We start from the raw sequence: 10,816 nt of genomic DNA on the forward strand, positions 1-10,816 counted from the left end.
CCCCCAAGGAATATAAACATGTTGAAAAAGACTCTCGCCGCTCTGGCAATCGGTTCTGCCCTGTTGTCCGCCAACGTAATGGCCGCTGACTACGTCGTCGACAAAACTGGCCAACACGCCTTCGTCGACTTCAAGATCAGCCACCTGGGTTACAGCTACATCACTGGTACGTTCAAGGACATCGACGGCAAGTTCAGCTTTGACGCCGCCAAGCCGGAAGACAGCAAGATCGAGTTCAACGTCAACACTGCCAGCGTTTTCACCAACAACGCTGAACGTGACAAGCACATCTCCAGCAAAGACTTCCTGAACGGCACCAAAGCTACGTTCGTGTCCACCAGCGTCAAATCCACCGGCAAAAACGCCGCTGGCAAAGACACTGCCGACGTGACCGGCGACCTGACTATCCTGGGCGTGACCAAGCCAGTTGTGGTCAAGGCCACTTTCCTGGGTGAAGGCAAGGATCCATGGGGCGGCTACCGTGCCGGTTTTGAAGGCACCACCAGCATCAAGCGTTCTGATTTCGGCAAGATGATGGACCTGGGTCCACAGTCTGATGCTGTTGAACTGTACGTTACGTTTGAAGGTGTGAAAGCGAAGTAATTTTCGCCGCAAACCTAAAAACGCCCCCGGTCTTACGATCGGGGGCGTTTTTTATTGTCGGCCAAAAAAAATGCCCCGGATCTTGCGATCAGGGGCATTTTTCATGGCTGGAAAAACTTAGCGATTGCGAGTCAGCAATGCTGGTTTTTCGCCGCGAGGACGGCCTGGCAGTTGATCAAGTTGCTCAGGAGTCGGGAAACGATCGGTTTTCGACTCCTTGTGAATGATCTTCGGAGCCGGGCCGCGCGGGTTTTGCACCGCAGGTTCCGAACGCGACTGCTCGTCACGTGCCGGACGACGATTGCGGCCTTCTTCGCGACGGGCCTGACCGTCACGTGGAGCGCCGTTGCGTGGACCGCTGCGTTTGGCCGGCGGGGTGCCGGTCGTGGCGCCATCGCTGCTGCGTGGGCCACTTTGACGACCCTGAGGCTTACCGCCGGTACGTGGAGCACCTGTGCCCGCTGCCGCGCCTTGTGCCGGGGCACCCGGACGGCGGCCACGACCCTGTGCAGGCTTGGCTTGAGGCACGTAGTCGACGCGGTTACCGAAGTTATCGATATCGTCATCCAGGAACTCGTCCGGAGCACGATCAGCGGCAGCGCGTGGCGCCGGACGCTGTTGTTCGCGGGCCGGTGTCCCTTCGCGCGGTTTCTGCTCACGTGCAGGACGCTCGCCACGGCCGCTGGCCGCCGGTTTTTCCTTGCCGCCCTTGTCCTTGCCTTTGTCCTTGCGACCGCCGCCACCGCCGGTGCCGTTCGGACCGTCGCCGCGCGGGCCACGTGGGTTGCGCGGGTTACGCACATCCGGACGCTCGCGAACTTCCGGTTTCTCGGCTTCTACGGCGCTCGAGTCGAAGCCCATCAGATTGCCGTCGGCAATCTTCTGCTTGGTCATGCGCTCGATGCTTTTCAGCAGTTTTTCTTCGTCCGGAGCCACCAGCGAGATCGCCTCGCCTGAACGACCGGCACGGCCAGTACGGCCGATGCGGTGAACATAATCTTCGTCGACGTTCGGCAGTTCGAAGTTGACCACGTGTGGCAACTGATCGATGTCCAGGCCGCGCGCCGCGATATCGGTGGCGACCAGGATGCGTACGTCACCGGCCTTGAAATCGGCCAGGGCTTTGGTGCGGGCGTTCTGGCTCTTGTTGCCGTGGATGGCGACGGCGCTCAGGCCGTGCTTGTCCAGGTACTCGGCCAGGCGGTTGGCGCCGTGCTTGGTGCGGGTGAACACCAGCACCTGTTCCCAGGCGCCCGCGGTGATCAAGTGCGCCAGCAGCGAACGCTTGTGGTTGGCTGGCAGGCGGAATACACGCTGTTCAATGCGCTCGACCGTGGTGTTCGGCGGCGTGACTTCGATGCGTTCCGGGTTGTGCAGCAGCTTGCCGGCGAGGTCGGTGATGTCTTTGGAGAACGTCGCCGAGAACAGCAGGTTCTGCCGTTTGGCCGGCAGGCGCGCCAGGACTTTCTTCACGTCATGGACAAAGCCCATGTCGAGCATGCGGTCGGCTTCGTCCAGCACGAGGATTTCCACGTGGGACAGGTCGACACTGCCTTGCCCGGCGAGGTCGAGCAGGCGGCCAGGGCAGGCCACCAGCACATCAACACCACGGGACATGGCCTGAACCTGTGGGTTCATGCCGACGCCGCCGAAGATGCAGGCGCTGACGAACTTCAGGTCACGGGCATAGACCTTGAAGCTTTCATGCACTTGAGCCGCGAGTTCGCGAGTAGGGGTCAGGACCAGTACGCGCGGTTGGCGCGGGCCGTGACGCTGGGATTTGTCCGGGTGACCGTTAGGGAACAACCGCTCCAGGATCGGAAGGGCGAAGCCGCCGGTTTTACCAGTACCTGTCTGAGCCGCGACCATCAGGTCGCGACCTTGCAACACGGCGGGAATGGCCCGCTGTTGCACCGGAGTAGGCTCGGTATAGCCCGCTGCCTCGATGGCGCGGACTAAAGCCTCGGAGAGACCGAGGGAAGCAAAGGACATGAGTAATCCTGTTTTAGTTAGGGCTTGGCCCAATGGGAGTCTTGCCTGGCGCGAATGGCGTTTATGAGGAACGCAATCCCGTCCGGTCCTGCTGGGGCTCGAAGGCTCGTCTGGAGCGCTCGCGCGGGCTGAAAAGCTGCGCCGTAGCGGGGTCGAGATGCCTTGAACAAGTCCGAGCGTCCGGGCGTGAGCCTGGCGGGAAGGCCGGAGTATAACAGAGCAATCACTGCGCGCTGCTTTCCTGCTGCTCAACGGTTTTTATCGTCGTGCTGGACGCCGTGGCGGACTTTGGCTGGGACGCTGGGTCGGCGCCATAACGAGCACTCAGTTCGGCGTAGGCGGGCTCGCGCTTGAAGCGTTTGAGTTCGGCGCCGAAGCGCTGCACCAACAAGTCCATGCCGGCGTTGCGCCGAACCGCCAGATATTGGCTCTGGTGGCTAATTACCGTGGGGTTCTCGGTGATCTTGTCGCGGATGTTCAATTCATCCAGCAGGTGCTGACCGACCCGGCGATCCGTAATCAGCAGGTCTATGCGGCCGCGCACCAGTTTGCCGAAGTTGGCTTCGTGGGTCGGCGCCGGTTCGTGGGTGAACAGCTTCGATTCACTGAAGTCCTTGCTGTACTGGTAGCCGGGCGAGGTGCCGATGGTCAGGCCGCGAAGATCATCGAGGGTGCGGAACGGATGGGGGCGCTCGTTGGCGTAGAACATCACGAACTCGACTTCTGACAGCGGCTCGATGGGGTAGAGCAGGGTCGCGTCGCGCTCATCGGTGTGGAAAATATCCAGCGCGCCATCGGCCTGGCCTTGCTCAAGCATCGACAGGCAGCGTTTCCATGGCAGGAACTGCCACTCCACCTCGATCCCCAGACGCTTGAAGACAATCGCTGTGGTTTCGTAGTCCAGGCCCAAGGGTTTGCCGTTTTCTTCATACACGTACGGCGCCCAGGGTTCGGTGACAATGCGCAACTTCTCGCCCCAAGCGGCAAAGCTCAGGCAAGTGAAAAGAAACAGGGTCAGTAACTGCGCGATCAAAGGCATGCCTTGAGATTACGTCGAGAAACCGGAAAGAGCCAGAAACCGGCTGCAGATGCTCTGGCCCGAGGCCTTTTCCATAAAAAAGGCCCTGGATTTCGCCAGAGCCTTAGTGAATTACTGCACTGTTTCAGCGCGGCAACTTCAGATTGTTCCACACCGCCAGGCTCGCTTCAGCCTGATTGAGTGTGTAGAAGTGCAGCCCCGGGGCGCCACCTTCCAGCAGGCGTTCGCACATCTGGGTGATGACTTGCTCGCCAAAGCCTTGAATGCTTTGCGCGTCATCGCCGTAGGCTTCCAGCTGCTTGCGGATCCAGCGCGGAATTTCCGCACCGCAGGCATCGGAGAAGCGCGCGAGCTTGCTGTAGTTGGTGATCGGCATGATGCCCGGCACGATCGGGATGTTCACGCCCATCGCCCGTACACGCTCGACGAAGTAGAAGTAGCTGTCGGCGTTGAAGAAGTACTGGGTGATCGCACTGTCGGCGCCGGCCTTGGCCTTGCGCACGAAGTTGGCGATATCGTCTTCGAAATCGCGCGCTTGCGGATGCATCTCCGGGTAAGCGGCCACTTCGATGTGGAAATGATCGCCGGTCTCTGTACGAATGAATTCGACCAGATCGTTGGCGTGACGCATTTCGCCGCTCGCCATGCCCATGCCGGAAGGCAGGTCACCGCGCAGGGCTACGATACGTTTGATGCCCGCGGCCTTGTATTGGCTCAGCAGGTCGCGCAAGTCGGCCTTGCTGTCGCCCACGCAAGACAGATGCGGTGCGGCAGGGACTTTGACTTCGCTTTCGAGCTGCAACACGGTGTTGAGGGTGCGATCACGTGTCGAACCGCCAGCGCCATAGGTGCAGGAGAAGAAATCGGGGTTATACGTGGCCAGCTGACGAGCAGTGGCGAGCAGCTTTTCATGCCCAGCGTCGGTCTTCGTAGGGAAGAACTCAAAGCTGTAGCGACGGTCTTGGGACATGGTCATATCCTTGGAAACGCGTAAGGCGAACGCTGGTCCCCTGTAGGAGCGAGCTTGCTCGCGAAAAACGTAAAGGCCGCGCGTTTATCCAGACAGAACGCGTTATCGTTAACGTCCATCGCGAGCTCGCTCCTACAGGAGAGCAGGCAACGCGGTGTATCGGAACACCGCGCAGCCCGTCAGCAGATCAGTAGCGGTAAGCGTGCGGCTTGAACGGACCTTCGACGGTCACGCCGATGTAGTCGGCCTGGGTCTTGGTCAGTTGAGTCACAACGCCGCCGAAACCGCGGACCATTTCCAGGGCCACTTCTTCGTCGAGTTTCTTCGGCAGTACTTCAACGGTTAGGCGCTCGGCTTTCTGGGCTGGCGACAGGTCGGCGTACTTCTGGCCGAACAGGAAGATCTGAGCCAGAACCTGGTTGGCGAACGAACCGTCCATGATGCGGCTTGGGTGACCGGTGGCGTTACCCAGGTTAACCAGACGGCCTTCGGCCAGCAGGATCAGGTAGTCGTCGTTCTGGGCGTCGAACGCGCCTGGACCGGTACGGTGGATTTTGTGAACCTGTGGCTTCACTTCTTCCCATGCCCAGTTCTTGCGCATGAAAGCGGTGTCGATTTCGTTGTCGAAGTGACCGATGTTGCAGACGACAGCGCGTTTTTTCAGGGCTTTGAGCATGTTTGCGTCGCAAACATTGACGTTACCGGTGGTGGTCACGATCAGGTCGATCTTGCCCAGCAGTGCTTTGTCGATGCTGGCTTCGGTGCCGTCGTTGATGCCGTCGATGAACGGGGACACCAGTTCGAAACCGTCCATGCAGGCTTGCATGGCGCAGATCGGGTCGACTTCGGAGACTTTAACGATCATGCCTTCCTGACGCAGGGACTGAGCGGAGCCCTTGCCCACGTCGCCGTAACCGATGACCAGCGCTTGCTTGCCGGACAGCAGGTGGTCGGTGCCGCGCTTGATGGCATCGTTCAGGCTATGACGGCAGCCGTACTTGTTGTCGTTCTTGGACTTGGTCACCGAGTCGTTGACGTTGATGGCCGGGATTTTCAGCTCGCCCTTGGCCAGCATGTCCAGCAGACGGTGTACGCCGGTGGTGGTTTCTTCGGTCACGCCGTGAACGCGATCCAGAACCTGTGGGTACTTGTCGTGCAGCAGCTGGGTCAGGTCGCCGCCGTCGTCGAGGATCATGTTGGCATCCCAAGGCGCGCCATCTTTCAGGATGGTTTGCTCCAGGCACCACTCGTATTCTTCTTCAGTTTCGCCTTTCCAGGCGAAAACCGGGATGCCGGCAGCGGCGATAGCAGCAGCGGCCTGATCCTGAGTCGAGAAAATGTTGCAGGACGACCAGCGTACTTCGGCACCCAGGGCAACCAGGGTTTCGATCAGCACGGCAGTCTGAATGGTCATGTGGATGCAGCCGAGAATCTTGGCGCCTTTGAGTGGCTGCTCACCGACGTACTTGCGGCGCAGACCCATCAGGGCTGGCATTTCGGATTCGGCGATGATGGTTTCACGACGGCCCCAGGCAGCCAGGGACATGTCGGCGACTTTGTAATCGTTAAAATCTGCAGGCGTGATAACAGCGCTCATGAAGAGCCTCCATTCGTAATGTATGCGAATGGGCGCCGTTGTGCGTTTAGTGTCTGGTCGATAACGACCAAGCAACGCCCCATCCGAGCCTGACAGGAATACCTGCTGCAGCGCCCCTCGGACAGGTGGCGGGAAAACGGTATCAAGTAGACGTTACCGTTTTGAAACGGTGGCGATTATAGCGGGCTATGCTGATCTTCCAAAGCCTTTCTGCAGGTCAATGCCTGAACGGTAATCGAGACCATAGTCGATGCCTGATAGAGCTCAAGGCCGGGCTCTGCCATGATGGCCCGCATCAATCGGCAAGACGGTCAGGAGTGAGTATGAATTTCCACACCCGCAAATGGGTAAAACCCGAAGACCTCAACCCCAACGGGACGCTGTTCGGCGGCAGCCTGTTGCGCTGGATCGACGAAGAAGCGGCGATCTACGCCATCGTTCAGCTGGGTAACCAGCGCGTGGTCACCAAGTACATTTCCGAGATCAACTTCGTCAGCGCCTCGCGCCAGGGCGACATCATCGAACTGGGCATCACCGCCACCGAGTTCGGGCGTACTTCCATCACGTTGACCTGCGAAGTGCGCAACAAGATCACGCGCAAAAGCATTCTGACGGTGGAGAAAATGGTCTTCGTCAATCTCGGCGAAGACGGCTTGCCGGCGCCTCACGGCCGGACTGAAATCAAGTACGTCAAAGACCAGTTCCAGGATGACGGCATTCAGGAGTAACACCCACCCTGTGGGAGCTGGCCTGCCGGCGATGGCGTCTTGAGCGTCACCGCAGAAACCGAGTTGATCCCATCGCCGGCAAGCCAGCTCCCACAGGTATCGGTTTCATTTGGGTGAGTACTGAACAAGCGCCGAACCGCGCGTGTCGTACCTACATGAAACGCCACCGGTTCAGGAGCTTTATGGACACTCCAAAAGACGGCAAGACCCCGAACCTCTCGGCTGAAGAAGAGCACGAGGTCGAGAAGAACCAGCCTCCACGCGCGGCCGTTCTGCATGAAATCATCCGCACCCAGGGCGATCAGGAACTTGAACGCAGCGTTGCCGCGCTGTGGTGGTCGGCTTTGGCCGCGGGCCTGACCATGGGCCTGTCGCTGATGGCGATGGGGCTGCTCAACTCTCGCCTGCCGGACGGCGAAGCCTTCAAGGTCATCGCCAGTTTCGGCTACTGCGCCGGTTTTCTCGCGGTCATTCTGGCTCGTCAGCAACTGTTCACCGAAAACACCCTGACGGCGGTGCTGCCGATCATGACCAAGCCGACACTGGGTAATTTCGGTCGGCTGATCCGGCTGTGGACGGTGGTGCTGGTGGGCAATCTCTGTGGCACGTTGCTGGTGGCGTACGTGATGTTGCACCTGCCGATTTTCGACAGCAAAACCGATCTGGCCTTTCTCGATATCGGTCGCAAGATCATGGAAAACCACGCCAGCCAAATGTTTGCCAAAGGCATCGTCTCCGGCTGGATGATCGCGACCATGGTCTGGATGATTCCGTCCATGGAGAGCGCCAAGATGTGGATCATCATCCTCATCACCTACCTCATGGCGCTGGGGGATTTCACTCACATCGTGGTCGGCTCGGCCGAAGTCTCCTATCTGGTGTTTGCCGGCGAGTTGCCCTGGAAGGACTTCTGGCTGGTGTTTGCCGGGCCGACGCTGGCAGGGAATATCATCGGCGGCAGCTTCATCTTTGCGCTGATCAGCCATGCGCAGATCCGAAGCGAGAGCGGGCCGCCGAAAGGCCAGAAGGGCAAGGCTAGAAGGCCGGCATCTGATGACGACGACCAATAGCGCGCCTCTGTCTGTTTAGCCAGGCATGTTGGCCAACAAGGTGGCGCGGCGCTGCCGATAGATGAAGTACAGCGCCGTCAGCACGGTCAAGCCGCTGACCAAAGCACCGGTCCACGGAAGGTCCGCCAGGTCCGCACCGCTGGCGACCACCAACCCGCCAATCCACGCCCCCGCGGCATTGCCGAGGTTGAATGCGCTTTGATTCAAGGTCGAGCCCAGGTTGGGCGCCTCATGGGCCTGGTCGATGATCAACAACTGCAGGATCGGGCACAGCGCGAAGGCGAAAATCCCCCACAGCACCAGCGTGATAGCGGCCGGGATGACTGAGTGACTGGTTTGCGTGAACGCGGCCAATACCAGCACCACGGCCAACGCCATGCCTACCAGCGAAGGCAGCAAACGGCTGTCCGCCAGCCGCCCGCCGAGCATGCTCCCCGCTGTCAAACCTACGCCGAACAACAGCAGCATGATCGTCACGCCATGGGGGCTGACGCCGGTAATGTCCTGCAGGATCGGTGCGATGTAGGTAAACACGCTGAACAGGCTGGTGGACGCCAGCACGCTCATGCCCAGCGCCATCAAAACGTTGACCTTGCCCAGCACCTTGAACTCGCTGGCCAGGTTGGCCTTTTCCATGGCGATGTCCTTCGGCAGCCATAGCCACTGCGCGATCGCGGCAATCACGCCAATCACCGACACCGCCCAGAACGTCGAGCGCCAACCGGCGTATTGCCCAAGCGCAGTGCCCAATGGCACACCGAGCACATTCGCCAGCGTCAGGCCGGTGAACATCATGGCAATCGCCTGGGCTCGTTTGTTCGGTGCCACCAAGCCGGCGGCGACCACCGAGCCGATGCCGAAGAACGCGCCGTGACACAACGCGGTGACCACGCGAGCCGCCATCAGCGTGGCGTAGTTCGGCGCCAGGGCGCAGAGGATGTTGCCGAGGATGAACATCAGCGTCATTCCCAGCAACGTGGCCTTGCGCGGCATGTTGGCGGTGCCGACCGCGAGGATCGGTGCGCCGAATACCACGCCCAGGGCGTAGCCGGTGATCAACAGGCCGGCGTGAGGAATGCTCACGGCAAGGTCGTGGGCGACATCGGGCAGCAAGCCCATGATGACGAATTCAGTGGTGCCGATGCCGAACGCGGCAACAGCGAGGGCAAGCAAGGCGAGTGGCATGCGCAAGGTCTCTGTCGGTAGTCTTGACGCTCTGATCAGGCATACGCAGGCCGATGACCGATCTCGATGGAGAACGGGCATGGACATAAATTATTGGAATTAGTCTGTGCGCAACTGAGTGCGGCGTGGTCGCTTGCAGTATAAACAGCTGCTGACATATCGCGAATCAATTCTCTGCGCAGAACTTGCAGGAGCGAGCTTGCTCGCGATGGTCGTCAACGATAACGCGTGCTTTCTGGTTACACGTGCTGCCTTGGCGTTCATCGCGAGCGAGCTCGCTCCTACAGGAATTTGCGGGAGCACAAAAAGGAGTGTGCCGTGCTTGCAACGGCTTTGGTGTTAGTCGCGGCGCTGTTGCACGCGGCGTGGAATACCCTGATCAAATTCAGCGCCGAACGGCTGCTGGTGGTGGCGTGCATGGACACGGTGGCGATGCTTTTTGTGGCTGTGATGCTGCCGTTCGTGACGGCGCCACCGATTGAAATCTGGCCGTGGATTCTTGCGTCGGCGGCGTTCGAGTTGCTCTATCGTTATTTGCTGATCCAGGCGTACCGGGTCGGCGACCTCGGGTTGGTTTATCCGTTGATGCGCGGCTTGTCGCCCTTGGTGGTGTTGGCGCTGACGCTGATCTTTTCCGGGGAAGTGCTGACGAACCAGCAAGTCTTCGGGATCCTGCTGATTCCGTTCGGCATGCTGTGCCTGCTTTGGCAGGGCGGGGGCGGTGCGCGCTTGCCGTGGTCGATGCTGCCGGTGGTGGCGCTAATTGGCTTGTGCATCGGCTGCTACACCTACATTGATGGCCAGGCGTTGCGGCGTTGGTCACACCCTTTGGACTATCTGGTCTGGGTCACGCTGTTGAGTGCCTGGCCGTTCCCGTTGCTGGCCTGGGTGCGCAAGCGACCGGCGTTCATGTTGTTCTGGCGGGAGCAGTGGCGACTGGGGTTGGCGGTCGGGTTTTGCGTACTGTTCAGCTACGCTCTGGTGCTGTGGGCCATGCAGCTGGGGTCAATAGCGGAGGCGGCGGCCTTGCGCGAGATCAGCGTGATTCTGGTGGTGCTGTTCGGCATGCGCTACCTGAAAGAACCTTTCGGCCGGCCACGGCTCTTAGCCTGTGGGTTGGTACTGGTCGGCATGCTGGTGATGAAGTTTTGACTGAAGCCCGAATTTCTAACACTTGAAGAAGGGACTGCTTTTATGACGGTTGCTCTGTGGTGCATTTTGATCGCGATTTTCCTGCCCTACCTCTGCACGGGCATCGCCAAGGCCAGTGGTGGGTACGGGCTGAAAGACAACCATGATCCCCGGGATTTTCTCGAGTCTCTGAATGGTTTCGCCAGGCGCGCGCATGCGGCGCAATTGAACAGTTTTGAAGTGACCCCGGCCTTCGCGGCGGCGGTGATCGTGGCACACCAGGCCGGTAATGCCGAGCTGGTGACGATCAATGTGCTGGCGGTGTTGTTCATCACCAGCCGGTTGCTCTACATCATTTGCTACCTGGCGGACTGGGCGATGTTGCGGTCGTTGGTGTGGTTTGTGGGGATGGGGTTGATTGCCAGTTTCTTTGTGGTTTCGGTCTGAGTTTGTCGGCGATTGTTCCGGCCCAATCGCCAGCAGGCTGGCTCCCACAAAATC

The 10,816-nt window shown here is 59.8% G+C and carries 10 protein-coding genes and 1 riboswitch; of the genes, 5 read left to right on the forward strand and 5 right to left on the reverse strand.

The window, feature by feature from the left end:
• Positions 1-18 precede the first annotated feature (18 nt).
• Positions 19-603: a YceI family protein gene (locus EJA72_RS04755; protein WP_157710372.1), complete on the forward strand. Its 585-nt coding sequence runs from the start codon at positions 19-21 to the stop codon at positions 601-603.
• A gap of 117 nt (positions 604-720) precedes the next feature.
• Here EJA72_RS04755 and EJA72_RS04760 read toward each other — a convergent pair whose 3' ends face one another.
• From EJA72_RS04760 to ahcY, 4 genes are all read right to left on the reverse strand, one after another.
• Positions 721-2,595, reverse strand: coding sequence for a DEAD/DEAH box helicase (locus EJA72_RS04760; RefSeq protein WP_157710373.1), 1,875 nt, complete (start codon positions 2,593-2,595; stop codon positions 721-723).
• Positions 2,596-2,818: 223 nt separating this feature from the next.
• Positions 2,819-3,634: an ABC transporter substrate-binding protein gene (locus EJA72_RS04765; RefSeq protein ID WP_157710374.1), complete on the reverse strand. Its 816-nt coding sequence runs from the start codon at positions 3,632-3,634 to the stop codon at positions 2,819-2,821.
• Positions 3,635-3,758: 124 nt separating this feature from the next.
• Positions 3,759-4,604, reverse strand: a complete 846-nt coding sequence (gene metF / locus EJA72_RS04770; RefSeq protein WP_157710375.1) for a methylenetetrahydrofolate reductase [NAD(P)H] — start codon at positions 4,602-4,604, stop codon at positions 3,759-3,761.
• A 187-nt stretch (positions 4,605-4,791) separates the two neighbouring features.
• Positions 4,792-6,201 carry an adenosylhomocysteinase gene (ahcY, locus tag EJA72_RS04775; protein WP_157710376.1) on the reverse strand — a complete coding sequence of 470 codons (1,410 nt, stop codon included), beginning with the start codon at positions 6,199-6,201 and terminating at the stop codon, positions 4,792-4,794.
• A 23-nt stretch (positions 6,202-6,224) separates the two neighbouring features.
• Positions 6,225-6,326, reverse strand: a riboswitch (S-adenosyl-L-homocysteine riboswitch).
• A gap of 198 nt (positions 6,327-6,524) precedes the next feature.
• On the opposite strand from ahcY, the gene EJA72_RS04780 reads away from it, so the two are divergent.
• Positions 6,525-6,929, forward strand: coding sequence for a hotdog domain-containing protein (locus EJA72_RS04780; protein WP_157710377.1), 405 nt, complete (start codon positions 6,525-6,527; stop codon positions 6,927-6,929).
• Positions 6,930-7,111: 182 nt separating this feature from the next.
• Positions 7,112-7,999 (forward strand): formate/nitrite transporter family protein, encoded by an 888-nt coding sequence (locus EJA72_RS04785; protein WP_157710378.1) that lies wholly within the window; start codon positions 7,112-7,114, stop codon positions 7,997-7,999.
• Positions 8,000-8,014: 15 nt separating this feature from the next.
• Here EJA72_RS04785 and EJA72_RS04790 read toward each other — a convergent pair whose 3' ends face one another.
• The gene (locus EJA72_RS04790) at positions 8,015-9,184 is read right to left on the reverse strand and encodes an MFS transporter (RefSeq protein ID WP_157710379.1); all 1,170 of its coding nucleotides are present in this window, start codon (positions 9,182-9,184) and stop codon (positions 8,015-8,017) included.
• 318 nt (positions 9,185-9,502) lie between these two features.
• Between EJA72_RS04790 and EJA72_RS04795 the strand changes: the two genes are divergently transcribed.
• Entirely contained in the window at positions 9,503-10,336 is an 834-nt protein-coding gene (locus tag EJA72_RS04795) for an EamA family transporter (RefSeq protein ID WP_178129058.1), read from the forward strand.
• Between the two features lie 42 nt (positions 10,337-10,378).
• A complete protein-coding gene (locus tag EJA72_RS04800; RefSeq protein WP_157710381.1) occupies positions 10,379-10,762 on the forward strand; it encodes an MAPEG family protein in 384 nt (127 codons plus the stop codon).
• Positions 10,763-10,816 lie beyond the last annotated feature (54 nt).

It is taken from the genome of Pseudomonas sp. PB120 (genome assembly GCF_009761815.1).
Lineage (GTDB): Bacteria > Pseudomonadota > Gammaproteobacteria > Pseudomonadales > Pseudomonadaceae > Aquipseudomonas.